This window comes from Methylophilus sp. OH31 (genome assembly GCF_000576615.1).
Lineage (GTDB): Bacteria > Pseudomonadota > Gammaproteobacteria > Burkholderiales > Methylophilaceae > Methylophilus.
Map to the genome: position 1 here is coordinate 367,688 of NZ_BAUS01000004.1, position 22,094 is coordinate 389,781.

The following is a 22,094-nucleotide window of genomic DNA, read 5'->3' on the forward strand; positions in this document are numbered from 1 at the left end:
GACAAAATAAGAGTAGAGGGAGCGACTGTCCGAATCCCGCAGCAGCTCACGTTTTGTGTGAGCTGCCAGGTTGAGTTTCGTGACCGCTTATTTTGTTGAGCAACGCAAGGGAGCCGAAGGCCGTGATGGCTGGGTGCCCTCTTCTTTGGTTACTTTCTGAGGGGCAAGCATCAGAAAGTGACTCGCCTAAAGGCGAAAAGAATGTTTTATTAGCAGCTAAAAGCTATTTAATACAGATTGAGTTCCAGCATGGCTAAAACCCCAGATGCGGTCGCAGATAAGTTAACACGATGGGCAAACCTATCGCGCTAATCACACCATTGAGCCCCATGGCCATGCTGGCAAATACCCCGGCTTCTTCATTGACGCTAAATGCGCGTGTAATGCCTAGGCCATGCGCGCCGACGCCAATGGCCGTGCCGCGTATCCACCATTGATGCACTTTGACTGCGTTGAGGATGTAGGGCGCCAGAATCGCGCCTAGCATGCCGGTAATGACGGTAAACACGGCGGTCAGTGTCGGTGACACACTCAGCCGTTCGGCAATGCCCATGGCAATCGGTGCCGTGACGGATTTGGCATACATGCTGCCGACAATGTTATCTGATGCCCCCATCCATTTGGCGATAGCCACAGCACTGGCGATCGAGACGGTGCTGCCGACGGTCAGGGCCACCCAAATATGAAAAATCTTGCCCTGCATGCGCTTGAAGCCGTTGTAAATCGGCACTGCCAGCGCGACTGTCGCCGTGCCCAGTAAGAAATGTACAAACTGGGCGCCTTCAAAATACTTTTCATACGGCATGTCCATTAACGCGATGGCCAGGCAGGTCAGAATGACCGAAATCGCCACCGGGTTGACCAGTGGATGCCGCTTGGCGCGCACATACAGCAGGTAACCTAACTGGTAAGTAGCCAATGTAATAATCAACGCAAACAGCGGGTCACCAGAAAGATAGACCCATATTTCGGAAATCGGGATGCGCTTATTCATGGCGATGTCCCTTATTCATCGTGATGTGTTTATTGCGCCTGAGCGAAAAGTACCAGAACACTTTAAGCACCAGGGCGGTGACGGCAATGGTGAGAATGACGCTGACCAATAATGCAGTGCTCACCGCCAGCGCATGCGTTTGCAACTCTGGTAAAAACAGCAATACGCCGACCGATGCCGGCACAAACAGCAAGCCCAGATGCTGGCGAAAGCTGTCAGCGACCAGCGCCAGGTCGCTATCGACTTGTTTTCTTAAGCATAAGAATGTCAATAGCAACAACAAGCCAAGCACAGGGCCTGGAATGCCGGGTAAAAAGAATTTACTCAGCAGCTCACCCAGGCCTTGCCACAAAAAGAGTTGAACCAAACCTGATATCATGCAGTCCCCTCAGATGCCCAGGCAAGCGGACTACCGCTCATGTTGATGCCTGGAATTATTGATACATAGAATGCCGCGATGTTAATGTCATTTTTCCGATTCGACTATATTTTTTTGCACCGTGTTTTTTTCATACTCGCGGTATGTGGGCTGCCACAAGCCATGGCCGACACCGAAGAAGATGGCCGTTACTGGTTGAGTATTTATACCCAGGGCAAATTACCGGCAGAAAACTTTTACTGGAGCATGGATACGCATCCGCGCTGGCGCAACGAAGGCCAACATTTTGACCAATTGATCCTGCGGCCATCGGTGTTTTACAAGTTCAATCCCAAGGCCAGTGTCTGGTTAGGCTACGACACCATTATCAGCCATCCGCCCAGCCAGTCGTCGCAGCGCGAAAACCGGCTATGGGAGCAGTTTCAGTATCAGTTTGATGCTGTCGCCAATGTGACTTTCACCAGCCGCACGCGCTTTGAGCAGCGGCGGCGTGAAGACTTCCAGGATGTTGGTCATCGCTTGCGGCAGATGGTGCGCGCAAGCACGCCCTTGCCAGTGCATCCCAAATTATCGCTGGTGATGTTTGACGAATTGTTTATTAACCTGAACCAGACTGAGTGGGGTGCGTACCGTGGCATCGATCAAAACCGCTTGTTTATCGGTGCCAACTGGAAGTTCAGTGATTTCTCCAATCTCGAAACGGGCTACCTGCATCAGTACATCAACACGCGCAGCGTTGATCGCGAAAATCATGTGCTGATGACTACGGTACGTTTTAACTTCTAGTACCTGCGTTGCCCCGGCATCGTTTGCCGGGCTGCGTGGCGCCTTGTGATAAAATATCGCTTTTGTTTTCAAGTTGATACGCATGCCGCAACTGCCCATCTCCGCCACTGAACAATGGTTACGTGACGCGCTTTCCAAGCGCATCCTGATTCTGGATGGCGCAATGGGCACCATGATTCAGCAATACAAGCTGACCGAGGCTGATTATCGCGGGGCGCGCTTCAAAGACTTTCAAGGCCCGCCGGGCGAGCGCGAGTTGTTCGTTAAAGGCAACAACGAGCTGCTGACGCTGACACAGCCACAGGTCATCCAGGAAATCCACGAAAAATACCTGGCTGCCGGGGCCGACATCATCGAAACCAACACCTTTGGTGCCACCAGCGTCGCGCAAGACGATTACCATATGGCGCATCTGGTGTACGAGATGAACGTCGAATCCGCCAAGTTAGCCAAGGCTGCCTGCGTCAAATACAGCACACCGGACAAACCGCGTTTCGTCGCGGGCGCATTAGGCCCCACGCCGAAAACGGCGTCTATTTCACCGGATGTGAATGACCCTGCCGCACGTAATGTCAGTTTTGACCAGCTGGTGACTTCTTATCTGGAGCAAATCCGCGGCCTGGTCGACGGTGGCGCCGATATCCTGATGGTGGAAACCATTTTCGATACGCTCAACTGTAAAGCGGCGTTGTTTGCGATTGAGACCTTTTTCGATGAGCAGGGCAAGACCTGGCCGATCATGATTTCCGGCACAGTGACCGATGCTTCTGGCCGTATCTTGTCAGGCCAAACCGTGACCGCCTTCTGGCACTCGGTACGTCATGTGAAACCGCTGACCGTAGGCCTGAACTGTGCGCTGGGCGCGACACTGATGCGCCCTTACGCTGAAGAGCTGAGCAAAGTCGCCGATACCTTTGTTTGCATCTACCCCAATGCCGGTTTGCCTAACCCGATGTCTGATACCGGCTTTGATGAAACGCCTGATGTGACTTCCAGCCTGGTCAAAGAGTTTGCTGACAGCGGCTTTATCAATATTGCTGGTGGTTGCTGCGGCACGACGCCAGACCATATCAACGCGATTTACAACGCGATTAAAGCTTTGCCGCCGCGTCAGGTGCCTAGCCTGCCGATCACGACCAAACTGTCTGGCTTAGAGCCATTTATCATTGATGAAAGCTCGCTATACGTCAACGTCGGCGAGCGGACCAACGTCACCGGCTCCAAAGCGTTTGCGCGCATGATCATCAACGAGCAATACGAAGAAGCGCTCAGTGTGGCACGCCAGCAGGTGGAAAACGGCGCGCAAGTGATCGATATCAACATGGACGAAGGCATGCTGGATGCGGTCAAGGCCATGACGCACTTCCTCAACCTGGTCGCTTCAGAGCCTGATATTGCGCGCGTGCCTATCATGATCGACTCCTCCAAGTGGGCGGTGATTGAGGCAGGCCTCAAATGTGTGCAGGGCAAAGCCATCGTCAACTCGATTTCGATGAAAGAAGGCGAAACTGAATTTTTGCGCCAGGCAAAATTGTGCCAGCGCTATGGCGCCGCGGTAGTGGTGATGGCGTTTGATGAAACCGGTCAGGCCGATACTTATGCGCGCAAAACTGAGATTTGCAAACGTGCTTACGATTTGTTGGTCAGCACGGGTTTCCCGCCAGAAGACATTATCTTCGACCCGAATATCTTTGCTGTGGCGACGGGCATTGAAGAGCATAACAACTATGCGGTGGACTTTATCGAAGCCACGCGCTGGATCAAGCAGAATTTACCTTACGCCCGCATTTCCGGCGGTGTGTCCAACGTCAGTTTCAGCTTCCGTGGTAACGAACCCGCGCGTGAAGCCATCCATACCGTGTTCCTTTACCACGCTATCCAGGCGGGCATGACCATGGGTATTGTCAATGCCGGCATGGTCGGCGTCTATGACGATATTCCGGCCGAGTTGCGTGAGCGCGTCGAAGATGTTGTACTGAACCGGGTGGTTGACCCGGATAATCCGCTGGCCGCGACCGAACGCATGATCGAGATCGCCGGTACGCTGGTAGCTGGCGGCAAAAAGCAGGAAGCCACACTGGCCTGGCGTGGCACGCCAGAGCAACCTGTGCCTGCGAGCAAGCGCCTGGAATATGCGCTGGTGCATGGCATTACCGACTTTATCGTTGCCGACACTGAAGAAGTGCGCCAGGACATTATGAATAAGGGTGGTCGCCCCATTCACGTCATTGAAGGTCCGCTGATGGATGGCATGAATGTGGTCGGTGACCTGTTCGGCCAGGGCAAGATGTTCCTGCCACAAGTGGTGAAGTCTGCACGTGTGATGAAGTCTGCCGTGGCGCATTTGATTCCGTTTATCGAGGAAGAAAAAGCCGCTGAAGAGCGCCGTACTGGGTTGGTTGCCAAACCTAAAGGCAAGGTGGTGATTGCTACCGTCAAAGGCGATGTGCACGATATCGGCAAAAACATCGTCTCCGTCGTGTTGCAGTGCAACAACTTCGAAGTGGTGAATATGGGCGTGATGGTGCCCGCCGCTGAAATCCTGGCCATGGCTAAAGCCGAAAATGCCGATATCATTGGCTTGAGCGGCCTGATTACACCGTCACTGGAAGAAATGGCCTATATCGCCAAAGAAATGCAGCGCGACCCGCATTTTGTCGAAAACCAGACGCCGTTACTGATTGGCGGCGCAACGACTTCACGCGCGCATACCGCAGTGAAGATTGCGCCTAATTATGAAGGCCCGGTCATTTATGTGCCGGATGCGTCGCGCTCAGTCAGTGTCATGCAAAACCTGCTGACGCCGGAAACGCGTGGTGCCTATTTAGCCGAGATCCAGGCTGATTACGAAAAAGCGCGCCACCAGCATGCCAATAAAAAAGGCGTGCCGATGTTAAGCCTGGCCGATGCACGCGCCAATGCGGCCAAAGTCGAATTTACAGGCGCCAAGGCGCCGGTGAAGCCCAAATTTATTGGCCGCCGCGTCTTCAAAAATATCGACCTGGCATTGATCGCACAATATATCGACTGGGGCCCGTTCTTCCAGACCTGGGATCTGGCCGGTTTTTACCCTGCCATTTTGAAAGACGAGATTGTCGGAGAAGCGGCGACCAAGGTGTTTGCTGAGGCGCAGGTTATGCTTAAGCGCATCATCGATGGCCGCTGGTTAAGTGCTAATGGTGTAATCGCTTTGTACCCTGCTAATCAGGTCAACAGTGATGATATTGAAATTTATACCGACGAATCCCGCAGCCAGGTTGCGCTGACCTGGTACGGTATGCGCCAGCAAACACAAAAACCAGTCATCGACGGCGTAGCTCGTCCCAACCAGTGCCTGGCGGATTTTATCGCGCCTAAAGGGCCATCAAGAAATGAAACTATAGACGATTACATCGGCCTGTTCGCTGTGACGGCGGGTTTGGGCATGGAAAAACGCCTGGCGGACTTCGAAAAGAATCATGATGACTACAACGCCATCATGTTCAAATCGCTGGCCGATCGCCTGGCCGAAGCCTTTGCCGAATACATGCATGAACGCGTGCGGCAAGACCTATGGGGATATGCCGCAAGTGAAGCCTTAGACAAAGAAGCGTTGATTAAAGAACAATATCAAGGCATCCGCCCGGCACCTGGCTACCCGGCCTGCCCGGATCACACGGTCAAGGAGGATATGTTCAAGGTGCTACAAGCCACCGAAATCGACATGCTGCTGACCGACAGTTACGCCATGCTACCGGCCGCCGCGGTGAGTGGGTTCTATTTTGCGCATCCTGAATCCAGGTATTTCAGTGTGGATAAAATAGGCAATGACCAGCTGGAGGATATGGCGAAACGGCGCAATGTGGATAAGGATTGGCTGGAGCGGTGGTTAGCGCCTAACCTTGGGTAATGGGTTTGTGGTTGAGCGAGAAGGGCGTGCTGAGAGGTGCGCCTTTTTTGTTTTTTTGGATAGTTGGGGAAGGTTATTCTTTAGATGTAGGGTTGGCGGGTTGATTGGGAGTTAGCTTTTCGCCTTTTCGGCGAGTTACTTTTCTTTGCTTGCACAAAGAACAAGTAACCAAAAGAAAGTGCACCCCAACTTCCGCTTGTTTCCTGTGCTACTCGGTTTGCCGGGCGTCCATCGAAACTCGCCCTGACAAGCCACACAGAACGTGGCTTGTTGCTGAGCTCGGACAGCCGATGGCCGAAAACTCCCGCCAACCCTGCGTTGCTCGGCGCGGCAGATGGGGGCCCCCAACACCAGGTGAGCGCCATCGTTTAGAGGGCTTAATAAAAGAATCCGGTTTTTGAGTCGTTCAGATTTCGACAATGTCAGTTTGGTGAGATAAATCCCATTCCATCACGCTGAGTAGCGGAGACAAAATAAGAGGAGAGGGAGAGACTGTCCGAATCCCGCAGCAGCTCACGGGTTTTGTGAGCTGCCAGGTTGAGTTTCGTGACCGCTTATGCCTAAGTCCGGCAAAGCAACGGACGAAAGTCCTAATTTGAGCAACGCAAGGAAGCCGAAGGCCGTGATGGCTGGGTGCCCTCTTCTTTGGTTACTTTCTGAGGGGCAAGCACCAGAAAGTGACTTGCCTAGAGGCGAAATAAATCTATTGATATTAGGTGTGATTGCAATCGATTAGTGAACACTCGGTAGCAATTGATCTATTGCTACCATCAATCTCTGCGTTGTCCCTCTATGCTGCAACGTAAACCCCTTCGCTGCCTGCGCCATGGTCGTCACTTTCATCTTATCTGCCGCCAGCGTGGCAATCATGCCATGTAGCTCAGCTACATCACTTAATTGCACTGCCGCATTCGCCGCGACCGCCGCCTGCGTCACTTGCGCAAAATTAAACATATTCGGCCCCAATATCGTTGGTACACCCATGGCCGCTGCTTCAATCAGGTTCTGTCCGCCCAGCGGCTGCAAGCTGCCACCCATCACCGCGAAATCACTCGCCGCGTAATAGGTATACATTTCACCCATACTATTGCCCAGCACCACCTGTACATCGTTATTCAAGGGCTGCACTAGCTCCGTACGCAATACATAGCGTAGACCGCGTGCCTTGAGCAGCGATTCGACTTCGGCAAAACGTTGCGGGTGGCGCGGCACCAGCAGGGTGAGTACATCGGTGCCTTGTACGGCATTGAGTATCAATGATTCTTCGCCCTCACGCGTGCTGGCAGCCATGAAGACGGTGCGATCTTTACCCAATAGCTGGCGCAATGCGGCACCTTTGGCCGCGCTGTCTTCTGACGGGGTGACGTCAAATTTTAAATTGCCACAAATGACCGGATGTTTTGCACCCAGTGTTTGCAGGCGTTCGGCATCAGCGGCGGTTTGTGCGGCGACCAGTGATAGTTGTTGCAGGCCACGGCGCGTGAGGCTGCCGAGTCTTGCGTAGCCAGCGGCCGACTTGGGTGAGAGGCGCGCACTCAGTAGCGCCATGGGAATATTCAAACGTGTGGCCTGGTCGATGGCATGGAACCATAACTCGGTTTCCATTAATAGGCCTAATGAAGGCTTGAAGTAGGTCAGGAAGCGTTTGGCCGCGCCTGGTGTGTCGACTGGCAAGTAAGCTTGCAGTACGCGGCCACAGGCGATCTCCTGGTCAAATAACTGGCGACCCGTCTCACGGCCGGTGGGGGTGCCGTGGGTCATCAGTAATTGGTGTTGCGGGTAATGTGCCAGCAGCGCATGAATCAGCGGCTGTGTCGCACGTGTTTCACCCACAGAAACACAATGCACCCAAATCAGCGGTGCGTTGACGGTTTGCGTGTAAAAGCCATAGCGTTCGCCCACATGCTGGCGGTATTCGGGTTGCTTGAGGCCGCGCCAGAGTAGCTTGAGCGGCAGCAGGGCGGCTACCGCGAACATGAGCAGGGTATAGACGAATCTTGGCATGGCGTTATTCTCGCATATTTGCGCTGACATCTCGCCTGCACGCACCAATCAAATGCATGCAAAACACGAGAGTGATGACTCACCTATGCCTGAGGCCTTGTGCTTAAAGTGATTGCAAGAATGCAAGCAATACGCACCAAAAAAAGGCGTAAAAAATCGATTGACGTCAACAAAGTATAGGCATAAATTACTGCCAGCAACACAAGATGTTGTGTTTGGTTGAAGCCGCATCTCAATCCATAGCGTGCGGCAATATAAGCGTGCAAACGCTTGTTTCAAGCCAATCTTCGTGCCAACGCGTTGTCAGCCGCAGGGGTTTTTCCGGTTCACAGCGCGTTATCAATTAATAAGAATCGCCAAAGGTGGGAGAGCTCGATGCTGAAAGCAGTTGAACAAAAGAAAGTCCATTCAGAAGAGGTCGCGGCCGAGATTCCGGTGCAGCCTGTCTCACTTGATATCTGGGATAAAAAATACCGCCTGAAAACCAAATCTGGCGAGCATGTAGACCTGGATATGGACGATTCTTACAGCCGCGTGGCGCGTGCGCTGGCTGACGTCGAGACCACTGAAGCCAAAAAAGCCGAATGGCACGAAAGATTCCTGTGGGCGTTGCGCCGTGGCGCGATTCCGGCCGGCCGCATTACCTCTAACGCCGGTGCACAAGAGCACAAACCAGCCACTTCTACCATTAACTGCACCGTGTCTGGCGTAGTCGAAGACAGCATGGACGACATTCTGGGCAAAGTACACGAAGCTGGCCTGACGCTGAAAGCCGGTTGCGGTATTGGTTACGAGTTTTCTACATTGCGTCCAAAAGGCGCATTTGTCGCCGGTGCCGGTGCCTACACTTCCGGCCCACTGTCGTTTATGGATATCTACGACAAAATGTGTTTCACCGTGTCTTCTGCCGGTGGCCGTCGTGGCGCCCAAATGGCCACCTTTGATATCAGCCATCCGGACGTAACTGACTTTATCAAAGCCAAGCGTGAAAATGGCCGTCTGCGCCAGTTCAACTTAAGCTGCCTGATTACCAAAGAATTTATGGAAGCCGTCAAAGCCGATGATGAATGGCGTTTGGCCTTCCCGGTCACCGAGAAAGAAGCCATTATTGATGGTCTCAACGTCAACGACGAGTCACAAGTCGTGTGGCGTGACTGGCCGATCAAAGGCAAATACCTGACCAAAACCGAAGGCCCTGAGGCCGGTAAAGTCGCTTGCCGCATCTACAAAACCATCAAGGCGCGCCGTCTGTGGGACGTGATCATGTCTTCCACCTACGACTTTGCCGAGCCTGGCTTTATCCTGATCGATCGCGTCAACGAGATGAACAACAACTGGTTCTGCGAAAACATCCGCGCCACCAACCCATGTGGCGAGCAGCCATTGCCACCTTACGGCGCCTGCCTGTTGGGTTCGGTTAACCTGACCAAGTTTGTACGCCAGCCATTCACTGACGACGCGCATTTTGACTGGGACGAATACCGCGAAGTGGTCGGCGTATTTACCCGTATGCTGGATAACGTGGTGGAAATCAATGGTCTGCCATTGGAGCAACAACGCCAGGAAATCGCCCGCAAACGCCGTCACGGCATGGGTTACCTGGGCCTGGGCTCAACACTGACCATGCTGAAAATGAAATATGGTGAAGAAGACTCAGTGAAATTCACTGAAGAAGTCACCCGCATCATGGCCGAAGTGGGCTGGGAAGTCGGCGTGCAACTGGCTGAAGAAAAAGGCCCGGCACCGATTATGGACGAGAAATTTGAAGTCACTGCCGACATGCTGCGCGTGCGCCCTGAAATGGCCGCCGATGGCATCAAGGTCGGCCAAAAGCTGGCTGGCAAAGTGCTGCTGGGTAAATACAGCCGCTACATGCAGCAGTTCCCGGAAGGCCTACGTAACCAGATCGCCAGCAAAGGTGTGCGCTTTACCCACCATAGCTCTATCGCACCAACCGGCACCATCTCTCTGAGCTTGGCTAACAACGCCAGCAACGGCATCGAGCCTAGCTTTGCCCACCACTATGCCCGTAACGTGATCCGTGAAGGCAAAAAGTCGAAAGAGAAAGTTGACGTATTCAGCTATGAGCTGCTGGCTTACCGTGAACTGGTGAATGCGAACGCCATGCCGTTCAGTGACAAGCCAGAAGAGCAATTGCCGGATTACTTCCTGGATTCGTCCACCATCATGGCCAAAGCGCACGTCGATATTCAGGCCGCCGCACAAAAATGGATTGATAGCTCAATCTCCAAAACCATTAACGTGCCGACCGATTACGACTTTGAGGATTTCAAAAATATCTACCTCTACGCGTATGACAAAGGCCTGAAAGGTTGTACGACTTTCCGTTTCAACCCAGAGGCATTCCAAGGTGTATTGGTGACCGAGAAAGACCTCGAAAGCACCACTTACAAATTCACGCTGGAAGATGGCACCGAGATTGAAGCCAAAGGTAATGAAGAGATTGAGTACGACGGAGAAATCCATACGGCGGCCAACCTCTTTGATGCCTTTAAAGAAGGCTATTACGGAAAATTTTAGTGTTTGCCTGCTGCGCTCGCCATTGCGGCGTTAAAAAGCAGTTTTAAATCCTCATGTACTATTTGTACACTCCGGTTTAAAACCGCTTTTCGCCTGGCACTGGCTTCGCTCGCGACGGCAACCATCTAAAATTTTAGAATCGCGTTTAGATAATTGAATTTATTAAAAATTTGAGCACTCCAATAGGGAGAACAACATGGCAATCAAAATCGACAAAAAAATCACCGCCTACAAACTGGTGACCGATGAAGACAAAAAAGCAGCCGAGGCCGCTCCAGCGCCTGCCAGTAACATTTTCCAAATGGGCGAACCATTGAGCCGCCCGGATATGCTGGTGGGCAACACCTACAAAATCAAAACGCCGGTGACCGAGCACGCGCTCTACATCACCATCAACGACGTCATCATGTACGAAGGCACGCCACAAGAGCATCGGCGTCCGTTCGAGATCTTCATCAACTCCAAAAACATGGAGCACTTCCAATGGATAGTCGCGCTGACCCGCGTCATGTCCGCCGTGTTCCGCAAAGGTGGCGATGTCACCTTTTTGGTTGAGGAACTCAAAAGCGTGTTTGAACCTTCAGGTGGTTACTTCAAAAAAGGCGGCAAGTTTGTGCCTAGTTTGGTGGCCGAGATTGGTGAAGTAGTAGAAAAACACCTGCAAGAAATCGGCATGCTGAAAAAGCCAGGTTTAGACGAACACCAGCAAAAACTGGTGGAAGAGAAAAAAGCGGAATACCTGGAAAAACACGCCAAGTCGGGTGAGGAGTCAAACGACGAAGGCTTCCCAAAAGGGGCTCAGCTTTGCAAAAAGTGTAATACCAAAGCAAGCATTCTGATGGACGGATGCATGACCTGCTTGAATTGTGGGGATAGTAAGTGCGGGTGAGTTTTATGAGCGTTTGATGCGCATGACGATGTGACCATCGGCTATAACCATATATTTCGCAAAGATATTTCTTGAAATTGAGAGCCTGTAGTTTTATATAGGTTTGCCATTTAAGTTAATCCAACTTATTAGATAAGCATCTAATATTTTTGATTTCATTGTTAAAATATATATAATGAGCTCACTCTGAATGCAGTGGGGGCAGAATATGAGTATTCGCGATTCGGAAGCCAAAGTAAGCAAATCGCCGCATAAAAATAATCTAAATCAAAGTGATGAGCTCATTACTATTGATCTGTTTTCCGGTTCAGGGGCTGTGACTGCTGCTCTGAAAGAGGCAGGTTTTCAGGTCGCCGTGGCTTTGGATAATGATGCTACTGCTTGCAAAACGTATAGGTTGAATCACCAAGAAGTGGATCTTCGTGAAACAGATATATGCGCAGTGTCAGTAAAAGATCTTCCTCGTATTCCAAATATAAGCCTTTTGGTTGTTTGTGCACCATGTCAGCCGTTTAGTCTTCAAAACCAAAAGCGTAACAAAGACCCTAGATCGAAGCTTGTATTACAAAGTGTTAAATTCATAACAGAATTTTCACCTAACCTTGTTTTTTTTGAAAATGTACCAGGCTTGGCTTCCAGTCCTGAGTTCAGAAAGTTGAAACGTCTATTAAGTCCAATAGGGTATAAACTCACCAGGGTACGATTATTTGATGCAGCAGATTTTGGCGTACCTCAAAGAAGAAAGCGTTGTGTGGTTATGGCGTCAAAAAGCAAATCTGCAATCAAACTGTTTAATAGTTTTACTCCACCAGGAATAAAGGCAACTGTTTTTGATGCGATTGGAAAATTACCTGTACTTAAATCGGGAGAGCAGGACTCGCAAGATGCTTTACATAAAGCAAGGCAACATAAGCCAATTGTTCTTGAAAGACTACAACACATACCTAAAGATGGGGGGTCTCGCTCGTCATTACCTGAGCATTTACAGTTAGACTGTCATAAAAGAATGGGTGAAACGCAAACCTATTCAGATGTTTATGGGCGAATGAAGTGGAATGACGTGGCCCCTACTTTAACTACTGGTTGTACAGATGTGACTAAAGGTAGATTTGTACACCCTGATCAGAATAGAGCTATTACATTGCGTGAAGCTGCTTTATTACAAGGGTTTCCTTTAAAGTATAAATTTTCAGGTAATTCAAGCAGTATTGCACGTCAAATTGGTAACGCTGTACCTTTAGGTTTAGTAACGCAATTAGCCCCTTTAATGAAAAATATGATATCCCTAGCAAAGGGAGATATAAGCTAGACCGCCAAATTAAGGAACATCAAAATAATTAAGGTAGTTCGGTGTAATACATCTACATGAGAACATAAATGGCAAAAATGAAAGTCCGGGCCAGAGCAGTAGACATGCTTGGTAGGCAGCAGATCACAGGGATTCCAACAGCAATTCATGAGCTATTTAAAAATGCTCATGATGCCTATGCAGATAATGTAGATGTCGATTACTTTCGGAAAGATGAGTTATTCATCTTGCGAGACGATGGAATCGGGATGTCTAGAAATGATTTTGAAACGAAATGGCTCACTCTTGGAACTGAGAGCAAAGTAAATGCTAATACTGAGACTAGCTTCGTACCACGCGGTAAAACTCGCAGAGTTACTATGGGTGAGAAGGGTATTGGTCGTTTAGCTATAGCAACTATCGGGCGGCAAGTATTAGTAATGACGCGTGCTCTTCGAGAGAATGGCCTCTCAGATCTAACGGTTGCACTGATCCATTGGAAGTTGTTTGAAATACCTGGGATAGATCTTTCAGATATTGATATTCCAATTTTAGACATTCCTGCCGGACAGTTACCGAGTATTGAAACAATCAATAGTTTAAAAGCATCAATAAAAACTAATGTGACTGCATTAGGCACAAAAGTATCTGATTCAGATGCTCAGATTATTGATGATGACTTAAATAAGTTATCTTTCTCACCCGACATAATTGCTAATCATTTAGCTGGACCATCTCTAACTAATGGTTCAGGCACTCACTTTTATATTCTTCCCACAGATACCATTCTGCAAAACGATATTGATGCAGAAAGTGAAGATGAAGCATCCAATATTCAAAAAATGTTACTAGGCTTCTCAAACACAATGTTTGGCGGTTCACAGATTGTGATGAGAACTTCATTTAAAGATCATCTCCTAAATGGAGCTATAAATGAAATGATTGGAGGTGAGACTTTTTTCACCCCAGAAGAATTTGATATAGCAGATCAGCATGTTGAAGGCTCATTCGATGAGTTCGGTCAATTCACAGGCAAAGTATCTATTTATCATCAACCTGAAAAAAGTCATGTTATTCACTGGCCCAATTCAAATGGGATGAAAACGGCTTGTGGCCCTTTCAAAATTAGATTTGCCTACTTACAAGGAGAGCCAAAAGAGTCTCTTGTCCCTATAGATAAATATGGAGGGCTATTTGCAAAAGGGACAAAGTTTGGCGGTTTATACATATATCGTGATGGTGTCAGGGTTTTACCGTACGGAAGAGCTGATTCAGATTTTTTAGAAATTGAGCGACGACGATCCAAATCCGCCAGTGACGCGTTTTTTTCATATAGAAGAATATTCGGTGCAATTGAAATTACTCACGATAAAAACCCATTGCTAATTGAGAAAGCTGGTAGAGAGGGTTTTAGAGAGAATATTGCATTTAGACAAATGAAGGAGATTTTAATAAATTTTCTCAAGCAACTTGTCTTAGACTTTTTCCGCGATATTTCTCTTGATAGTGAATTCTTTGATATTAAAAACGAGTTGAAACGTGAGGCCGAACTACTCAAAAAGCGAGAGAAGCTTGTTAGTGAACGTAAAAGAAGCTTCAGCGACGCATTGAACAAGTTTTTTACAAAGTTAGAAAAAGGAGAGTTTGTAAGGGAGGCTAATTTTATTCGTGAGCTAATTCATAAGGAACTAGAAGCTATAAAAGAAATAGCAGATCCGAATCTGGCTGCTAATGAATTGCTTAAAACAGAAAGCCTTGCTAAAGAAAAGATTTCCTCGCTTGTAACAGATATAACCTTATCTCGACCTCGAGGTGTTGGTATGAGTCGTAATGTAATAGCAGATTGGGACTCATATCAGAAAAACAAAATAAAATTGGATGAAGAATTAATTCGCCCTCTTGAAAAAGAGCTTGATGAATTAATTACTCATATTAATGATAGCCATGTTGGGCTGAATCGTAGAGTTAGAGTTGCCCATCAATTGGATTTAGATAAAAAGCTTGTTCAAAGAAAAGGAGCTGCACTTAAACGCGAAGTAAATGATCAACTGAGTCTTTTTCAGTCAGAGTTGCAAGATGTGTTAACTGGAAAATTAAAAAGTCTAAACACTAGTGTTGCTAATGTTTTAATTGATTTTGAAAGAAGCAGCACGGCAGAGCTATCCGAGAAGGATCTTCATGAGAAACAGCTTGGCTGGGAGGGCAGTATTGAGCAAGCTTTAGAAGAAACTGAAAGCTACTTATCTGGATTAAGAGATCAAATGAAAGATCTAACTCAATCACTGCAAGAGGGAGATATGTTAGGTGGTGAGACTTTAGCCGCGCTAGAAAATAAAAGCGAGTCATATAAAGAGCAGGTGGATAGGTACTTCGAATTTGCTCAAGTGGGTATGGCTTTAGGTGTCGTGCAACATGAGTTTTCTACTACAGTAAAACGCATTAAATCCTGCATATCAGATTTAAGACCTTGGGCAGAGGGGACCACTGAGCTTAATCCTCTTTATAGTGACATTCGGCATAATTTTGAGCATTTAGAAAGTTACTTAGAGTTTTTTACCCCTCTTAATCGTAGACTTCATCGAAAAGCTAAAGATTTAAACGGTCAGGAAATAGTGAGGTATCTTGTAGATGTATTTGAGGATCGCTTAAATCGGCATGAAATCAAGTTAATAACAACATTAAACTTTTCAGCACACACTGTAAATGCATATCCATCTACGATTCTACCAGTCTTCGTAAATCTTGTTGATAATGCAATCCATTGGCTAAATTATGCAAATAACGATAATAAAGAAATTTATTTAGACGCCACGGATGAAGGATATATTGTTTCGAATAATGGACCTGGAATCGCTCATCGAGATGCGGATCAAATCTTTAATTTCGGAGTTACAAGAAAATCTAACGGGCGTGGAATGGGTCTTTATATTTCCAGAGAAGCTTTAAATAGAGATGGTTTCGATCTTAAGTTGCTAACATCGGGTGAAGAGGAAAACCCTCAATTTCTCATCACTACAACAAATAAAAATTCAATTGAAGTTGAAGATCTAGACGAAGGGGAGTAATAATGTCAACAGCGTTTGTAGAGCATTGTAATAATTCAGCTAAAGAATTTATCCATAATGTTCTAGTAATTGATGATGGTGCCTCAATTGGAGCATCTGCTGCGATATCTACTCCCAAAATAGCTGAACGTCCTTCGGCTAGCGCATTTATCCCCAAAGAATCTAAGGCTGCCGAAGTAACAAAAGCCGACTCTCCTTCAAGTTTTTCTCATACTTTAGATGCAGCTCAACTTACGAATTCTTTTTTTAAGAATGGTATTGTAGTTGGCTTATTTAAACCTACTCCAGAAAATATTGCCAACATTGTTGGCGAAACTGTAGCTATCGCAAAAAAAACAGATGCAGTCATTCTTGATTGGAGTATTGATCAGAAAAATCCGCATCTATGTAAACAAATAATATGGGCAATCATAAATGATGACCACACTAATGGTGGGGGAAGACTTAGAACGATTGTCGTTTACACAGCAGAAAAAGATCTTAATGGTTTGTTAAACGAGCTTATTACTCACTTAAATGCAGAAAGGATAGAGAATTTTCTAACGGGTGAGACTGTTGTATTCAACGAGTTTGATCAGTACACCATCAAGAGTCAAAATTTAAGAATTTCTTTTTACAGTAAAGCTCATGGCGGGTCTCCTGATAAAGCAAGAAAAAAAACTGAGATGGAGCTTCCCGATGTCGTAATTAGTGAATTTTCTGCGCATACGAAAGGCTTGTTACCAACATTTGCCTTAGGCGCGACAGCCGTCATAAGGAAAAATACACATCATTTATTAACGCGCTTTGTGTCTGATCTCGATGGCCCATATCTAGCTCATCGTGGCATGCTCCCGGATCAAGACGATGCTGAACCATTTATGTTGGAGAATTTTGTCTCTGTAATCCGGAATATCTTAAGTTTAGAAGGTGTAGATAGGAAGAGTTTAGGAAAGAAATCTATTACCGACTTTCTCACGGATCGTAATTCAGATTATTCAGGTAGTGTTCAAGGTAAAGCATTTACATACACAACGGCAGAAATAAATACGGCTTTTTGTGGAGAGTCTACTTTTCTTAAGCTCATAAAAGCTAAGGGGATAACAAATGACGAAATTAAAACCTCTGGGGAAGATAAGTTTCTTATCGATTTCGCTAAAATTTTGTCGAATAATAATGTCGAAAATCTTTATCAATTTTGTGTATTAACTTCATTTAGACGTTCACATGCAGATGTTGGATGGGCAAGTCCTGACCACATACCTTACTTAACACAAGGTACAGTGATCGCAAAAATAAACCTTGAAGGGCAATATGAGTTCTATTTTTGTGTAACTCCAAAATGCGACAGTATAAGGATTAAGTCAAACGGTACTGGAACTAGAAGGTCTTTCTCATTCGCTAAGCTTGAAATTGATAGTGGAGCCAATGTGCATGATTTAATCGCTAATGTTAAGGGTAGTTATTTTCACTTAAAAACCCAACAAAAATTCTATAAATTAATTCATGTGGATTTCCAGTCCGATAATTTAAGTCATCGGGTTGAGGCAAGTTATGATAAGGCAAACAAAGAGTTTCGCTTAAAAGATACAAGCGATTGTGAGTATTTATGGGTAGGCGATTTAAAAGACTTGCACTCTCAGAATAGAGTCAGTGGGCTAGTTGGGGACTTGAATCGTATTGGTTATGATGAGTTTGAGTGGTTGCGACGAAAACAAAGATAACGCAGTACTTGTGATCGCTATATTGTTTGGGTCGTTTATATCATGTAACTCTTTTGCTTTATTTCGCAGGCAATTTTCCATTAGGCAATCACCCAAAAATTGACTTGCGCTGGTGAGAAATCGCTAGGGTTAGATTAGATCCTTGTATTATCCTCAGTTAGCACCCTTTCAGCTGCTGGTTTTTACACAACGTGGCCAAGTTGGCAGCAGCGGCCTTTTGTTCCTCAGTCATTTGCGCAAATAGATAATTAAGCATTTTGGTGTGGCGATTCACAAAGCGTTTATCTTCATTTTGCGTTGCTAGCAGTAACCACATCGCCGCTTTGACGGTGTTTTGCTCAACGCCAGCGCCTTGCTGGTATAAGTCGGCTAGATAACCCTGGGCTTCACTATTGTTGTTGCTTGCGGCCAGGCTTAGCCATTGCACTGCGGCGGGCATATCTTGCGCGATCACGTCACCCCGCAAATACAGCATGCCTAAATTAAGCTGCGATTTCACATGCCCTTGTTTGGCCGCCTGCTCGTAATAGGTCACCGCTTGCGGGTAGCTGATGCTTTGAATCTGGCGCTGAAATACCAATGAGGCCAGCGTGTACTGCGCCTCTTTGTAATTTAACTCTGCCGATTTTGTGTACCACTTGACCGCTTCGTCCATGTTTCTGGCCACGCCATCGCCATCCTGATACATCAGGCCCAGGTTGTAGCAGGCTTTAGCATCGTTTTGATTAGCGAGTGATAAGTAAATGGCATGGGCACCGGCATAGTCTTTTTGCGATAGCTTTTGTTTGGCTTCTTCTAAGGTGTTTGCCTGCGCCAAGCTGGCTGAACACAGCGCAAACAGCATCACCCCGGTGAACATCATTTTGCTGAATGACTTTGCCAAAAAACCGCTTTCAATTTGCGCCATGTCTGTTCCTTGTGTGTGGGTATGCGTCGAATGAATAGTCTCAGACTTGAGCGATTTTGATAAGTGCTTTATTCAGCCAAGCCCATCCATTGGGCGGCACCACGTGCCGAGGCTTGTACGGCTTGTTGATAGGTCGCTGTGGCTGGCAAATGGTCAGCCAGCTGGTTTAGCGAAATATAGCTGGGGTCTAAGCGGACATCTTTTTCGCGGAAGATGCTGTGCTCTTTAGCGTAGCTTTCCGCCAGCGCCCTGAGTGATTCAGCAAGCGGTTTACTCGGATCGCTGGGGGTAAAGTCGCCTAACAGCCACAAGTGCACATCTTCCTCTTGGGTATAACCTGCTTTGGGGTCTGCCAGCATAAATGCGTGGTCAATTCTGGCCTGGTTTTCTACCTCTTTCGGGTCACCATAGGCCACTTCGTAATACTTCACTTCGGCTGTGAGCAGCGAGGTCGGGCCATCAATCGGCACCTGCCCCACCGCGTAATAGCCTGCAATCGCCCTCAGGCTTTGTAAATGGTGCTCTTTGCCCACAAAGTGGATGGTTTCACCGCGTGTTTGTAGCGCTTTAATGCCCGCCGCCATGTCTTTAGTCGCAGCACAAATAAGCGCTGCATAATCCCCGGCACTTTTGCGGGCAAGGCTGTAGTTGATCATGGCAGTGCCGTTGTTATACAACTCTAGTGCGCTGGTGGCGGCCACCTCATTTTGCGCATCCAGCACTACCGAAACTGCCATTTTGGTGCCGTTTTCATTGCCACCCGCCAGGGCATCGAGCCAATTCTGTAATCGCTCTGTGGGCCATTCCGGGTATTGTTCTCTGGCAAGCGCAAACACTTGTGGCAGTAGCCTAGTTTGTTCTGCCACGTTTAAGTTTTGCAGCCGCAGCGTGGTGTATGTTGGCGGCAGGGTGAAATCGTCGTTCACTATCTTGTTATCCTATTTTATTTTCAGGGCAGTCTCGCATTGAGTTCTGCGCTATCGGCATCTTTCAAACACTCTTCACGTAAAAGTGTAACTTTCATCGCATAGTTCATTGATCAATATATATTTTTATCCCATCGCGGCTAAAAAGGTATAAATTACGCACTGAAGTTACAATTTGTTACATATAACAATTAAGTCTTCTCGGTGATGCTGGGTTGAAGGGTATGAATCTTGTGCATTACGTGCATATAACAAGAATCAGGCTAGATATGTGGGGATGGTTTCAATGACGGATTTATCGTTGCAAGATCGTTCTAGATTGCTGGAATTAACGTTTGCTTTTGATGAGATTGGTGATGCAGTTTTTTTGGTTAGCCAACAAGGTACGCTCTGTTATACAAATGCCCTGACCTGCCAGCTCTTTGAATATTCACAGGCTGAGCTATCCGCTTTAAATAACCAACGATTATTGCCTGACTTTTCCCATGAGTGGTGGCGTGAGCATTGGCATGCGCTGCAAAAGGTTAAATCGCTTAGCTATACAGTTAAAAGTCGCAGCAAATCAGGGCAGCATTTTGATGTCGTCATTACAGCGACAAAAATCTGTCTGGGCGAAACTGACTATAGCCTGGAGGTCTTACGCAAACTGCCGAATAGCCATGCAGATGAAGGCAAACCTGAGCAATTGGATCGAGAGCATTACCTGCGTACCTTGCTGGATAATTTTCCTTTTATGGTCTGGCTGAAAGATAAAGATAGCCGGTTGTTAGCCGCCAATAAAGCCTATGCAAAGATGGCCGGTGTGCCGACGACTTATGATCTTGAAGGCAAGACAGATTTTGATTTCTTTCCGGCCGAGCTTGCTCAGCAATATGTCGATGGCGATAAAGACGCTTTAAACAGTGATGCGCCTATTGGCGTGATCTGTCCGATCAGGGATACGTCTGGAGAGTATTACTGGATTGAGTCCTATAAATCCTCTTTGGTCGTCGATGATCAGGTCATTGGCACCGTGGGTTACGCCAGAGATGTGACCGAGACGCTGCAACGGGAGCGCGAATATCACTCATTGATCTCAAACTTTCCTAATTCCATCGTGCGTTACAACCGTCAAAATAAGCGCACTTATTTGAATCCTAAAACCGCTGATTTTTACGGTGTCACCTGTGATTTCCTGGTTGGAAAATCGCCTTCTGAGTATCCTGGCGGCGCTTCAGCGATAGAATTTGAATCTCATATTCAAGAGGTCTTCGCGGCGGGGATTAATAAAAACGTAGACCTGCATTGGCAAACACCGGAAGGGAGGGGGCGGATTATCCATACCTCCCTGATTGCCGAGCTGGACCCGAATGGCGAAGTCATGGCTGTGATCGCGATGGGGCAGGACGTCACGGAGACGGTTGAAAGCCAGGCACGCATTCATCATCTGGCCTATTTCGATTCATTGACCGAATTGCCCAATCGCGCATTACTCGCCGACCGTTTGAATCAGACCATGGCTGAGGCGGATCGAAATCATCATCCATTTAGCCTGATGATGTTGGATCTGGACCGGTTTAAAGAAATCAATGATTCATATGGACATACGGTAGGAGACCAGCTGCTATGTGAGGCGGCCAGAAGGCTGGAAACACGTATCAGGCGTTATGACACCATTGCCCGCCTTGGGGGCGATGAGTTTGCGATTCTCTTATCTGAAATACATCATCCGCAAAATGCGTCTAACGTCGGCCAGAAAATTATCGAGGCCATGGCTGAGCCTTTTTACATCGCCGGCAAAGAATTATTTATTACCGTGAGTATCGGCATTGCCGTGTTTCCTACCGATAGCCACAAAGTGGAAGATTTACTCAAATACGCGGACTCCGCTTTATATTCGGCCAAGAGCAAAGGCCGCAATAATTTTCAATTCTATTCTTCGGATCTCACAGAGAAAACGTCGGTACGCATGAATATTGAAAATGCGCTACGAAAAGCATTGCAGAAGGACGAATTCAAGCTGTATTACCAGCCGCAAGTGGATTTGATTACCAAAGAAGTGGTGGGCGTAGAGGCGCTGATCCGCTGGCATAGAGACCATCGTGAATTGGTATCGCCAGATCAGTTTATTGGCATTGCTGAAGAGTCCGGGCTCATCATTAGTATTGGTGAGTGGATCATATCCACTGCATGCAAAGCCGCAGTGCAATGGAATGCGGGGCGCACCACGCCTTTTACGGTTTCGATTAACCTGTCTACCAGGCAATTTATTCAGAATGATTTATTTAACTCGGTCATCAACATCCTGACAGAAACAGGATGTAAACCTGAATGGATCAAGTTGGAGATCACCGAAAGTCTGTTGCTGGAGGATAACGAAGCGATTCAGTCCGTCCTGCAGACTTTTCACAACTATGGGCTATGTATTTCAATTGATGATTTTGGTACCGGCTATTCAGCGTTAAGCTATCTGAATCGATTCCCGATTAGCCAGTTAAAGATTGATCGATCATTTATTAAAGATATCACCACTAACCTTGATCGAGGATTAATTGTGCAGGCCATTATCTCAATGGCCAGGAGTTTGCGAAAAGGGCTGATTGCCGAAGGCGTTGAAACGGAGGCGCAAGCCCAATACCTGGCAGCAATCGGTTGTCCTCATGCACAAGGATATTTATTTGGCAGGCCAGTGCCCTTTGAGGAAGTGCTAGTCACTGGGCAGTTGTGACAGAATTAGTGGCGGT

13 protein-coding genes are annotated in these 22,094 nt (G+C 47.5%); 8 read left to right on the forward strand and 5 right to left on the reverse strand.

The genetic code is table 11. The features are described 5' to 3' along the window. Positions 1–253 precede the first annotated feature (253 nt). Positions 254–994, reverse strand: coding sequence for an LrgB family protein (locus OH31_RS08260; protein WP_019881027.1), 741 nt, complete (start codon positions 992–994; stop codon positions 254–256). Then, positions 987–1,373, reverse strand: coding sequence for a CidA/LrgA family protein (locus OH31_RS08265; protein ID WP_024930356.1), 387 nt, complete (start codon positions 1,371–1,373; stop codon positions 987–989). The genes OH31_RS08260 and OH31_RS08265 overlap by 8 nt, the downstream gene beginning before the upstream one ends. A gap of 162 nt (positions 1,374–1,535) precedes the next feature. On the opposite strand from OH31_RS08265, the gene OH31_RS08270 reads away from it, so the two are divergent. Both OH31_RS08270 and metH read left to right on the forward strand, forming a co-directional pair. Beyond that, on the forward strand, positions 1,536–2,159 hold the full coding sequence (locus tag OH31_RS08270) for a DUF2490 domain-containing protein (protein ID WP_242402233.1): 624 nt from the start codon (positions 1,536–1,538) through the stop codon (positions 2,157–2,159). A gap of 82 nt (positions 2,160–2,241) precedes the next feature. After that, positions 2,242–6,048 carry a methionine synthase gene (gene metH / locus OH31_RS08275; RefSeq protein ID WP_024930358.1) on the forward strand — a complete coding sequence of 1,269 codons (3,807 nt, stop codon included), beginning with the start codon at positions 2,242–2,244 and terminating at the stop codon, positions 6,046–6,048. 732 nt (positions 6,049–6,780) lie between these two features. On the opposite strand, the gene waaA is transcribed toward metH, so the two are convergent. After that, positions 6,781–8,052, reverse strand: coding sequence for a lipid IV(A) 3-deoxy-D-manno-octulosonic acid transferase (waaA, locus tag OH31_RS08285; RefSeq protein WP_024930360.1), 1,272 nt, complete (start codon positions 8,050–8,052; stop codon positions 6,781–6,783). A 375-nt stretch (positions 8,053–8,427) separates the two neighbouring features. Here waaA and OH31_RS08290 point away from each other — a divergent pair, with 375 nt between their 5' ends. The 5 genes from OH31_RS08290 (at position 8,428) to OH31_RS08315 (ending at position 17,538) form a co-directional block, all read left to right on the forward strand. Beyond that, the gene (locus tag OH31_RS08290; RefSeq protein WP_024930361.1) at positions 8,428–10,593 is read left to right on the forward strand and encodes an adenosylcobalamin-dependent ribonucleoside-diphosphate reductase; all 2,166 of its coding nucleotides are present in this window, start codon (positions 8,428–8,430) and stop codon (positions 10,591–10,593) included. Between the two features lie 196 nt (positions 10,594–10,789). Continuing rightward, complete coding sequence (locus tag OH31_RS08300) at positions 10,790–11,482, forward strand: NrdJb (protein WP_024930362.1); 693 nt, start codon at positions 10,790–10,792, stop codon at positions 11,480–11,482. A 208-nt stretch (positions 11,483–11,690) separates the two neighbouring features. Further along, positions 11,691–12,791, forward strand: a complete 1,101-nt coding sequence (locus tag OH31_RS08305; RefSeq protein WP_081755145.1) for a DNA cytosine methyltransferase — start codon at positions 11,691–11,693, stop codon at positions 12,789–12,791. A gap of 68 nt (positions 12,792–12,859) precedes the next feature. Continuing rightward, complete coding sequence (locus tag OH31_RS08310) at positions 12,860–15,835, forward strand: ATP-binding protein (protein WP_036298925.1); 2,976 nt, start codon at positions 12,860–12,862, stop codon at positions 15,833–15,835. A gap of 2 nt (positions 15,836–15,837) precedes the next feature. Then, positions 15,838–17,538, forward strand: coding sequence for a response regulator receiver domain (locus OH31_RS08315; RefSeq protein ID WP_024930365.1), 1,701 nt, complete (start codon positions 15,838–15,840; stop codon positions 17,536–17,538). Between the two features lie 157 nt (positions 17,539–17,695). Here OH31_RS08315 and OH31_RS08320 read toward each other — a convergent pair whose 3' ends face one another. Then, positions 17,696–18,445, reverse strand: a complete 750-nt coding sequence (locus OH31_RS08320; protein ID WP_024930366.1) for a tetratricopeptide repeat protein — start codon at positions 18,443–18,445, stop codon at positions 17,696–17,698. 68 nt (positions 18,446–18,513) lie between these two features. Further along, a complete protein-coding gene (locus OH31_RS08325) occupies positions 18,514–19,371 on the reverse strand; it encodes a hypothetical protein (protein ID WP_024930367.1) in 858 nt (285 codons plus the stop codon). A 469-nt stretch (positions 19,372–19,840) separates the two neighbouring features. Between OH31_RS08325 and OH31_RS08330 the strand changes: the two genes are divergently transcribed. Next, entirely contained in the window at positions 19,841–22,078 is a 2,238-nt protein-coding gene (locus OH31_RS08330) for an EAL domain-containing protein (RefSeq protein WP_242402234.1), read from the forward strand. Positions 22,079–22,094 lie beyond the last annotated feature (16 nt).

Coding starts and splice junctions, on each gene's coding strand:
- OH31_RS08315 (WP_024930365.1), top strand. CDS start 15,838: ATGTCAACAGCGTTTGTAGAGCATTGTAATAATTCAGCTAAAGAATTT.
- OH31_RS08310 (WP_036298925.1), top strand. CDS start 12,860: ATGGCAAAAATGAAAGTCCGGGCCAGAGCAGTAGACATGCTTGGTAGG.
- metH (WP_024930358.1), top strand. CDS start 2,242: ATGCCGCAACTGCCCATCTCCGCCACTGAACAATGGTTACGTGACGCG.
- OH31_RS08260 (WP_019881027.1), bottom strand. CDS start 994: ATGAATAAGCGCATCCCGATTTCCGAAATATGGGTCTATCTTTCTGGT.
- waaA (WP_024930360.1), bottom strand. CDS start 8,052: ATGCCAAGATTCGTCTATACCCTGCTCATGTTCGCGGTAGCCGCCCTG.
- OH31_RS08290 (WP_024930361.1), top strand. CDS start 8,428: ATGCTGAAAGCAGTTGAACAAAAGAAAGTCCATTCAGAAGAGGTCGCG.
- OH31_RS08320 (WP_024930366.1), bottom strand. CDS start 18,445: ATGGCGCAAATTGAAAGCGGTTTTTTGGCAAAGTCATTCAGCAAAATG.
- OH31_RS08300 (WP_024930362.1), top strand. CDS start 10,790: ATGGCAATCAAAATCGACAAAAAAATCACCGCCTACAAACTGGTGACC.
- OH31_RS08305 (WP_081755145.1), top strand. CDS start 11,691: ATGAGTATTCGCGATTCGGAAGCCAAAGTAAGCAAATCGCCGCATAAA.
- OH31_RS08265 (WP_024930356.1), bottom strand. CDS start 1,373: ATGATATCAGGTTTGGTTCAACTCTTTTTGTGGCAAGGCCTGGGTGAG.
- OH31_RS08270 (WP_242402233.1), top strand. CDS start 1,536: ATGGCCGACACCGAAGAAGATGGCCGTTACTGGTTGAGTATTTATACC.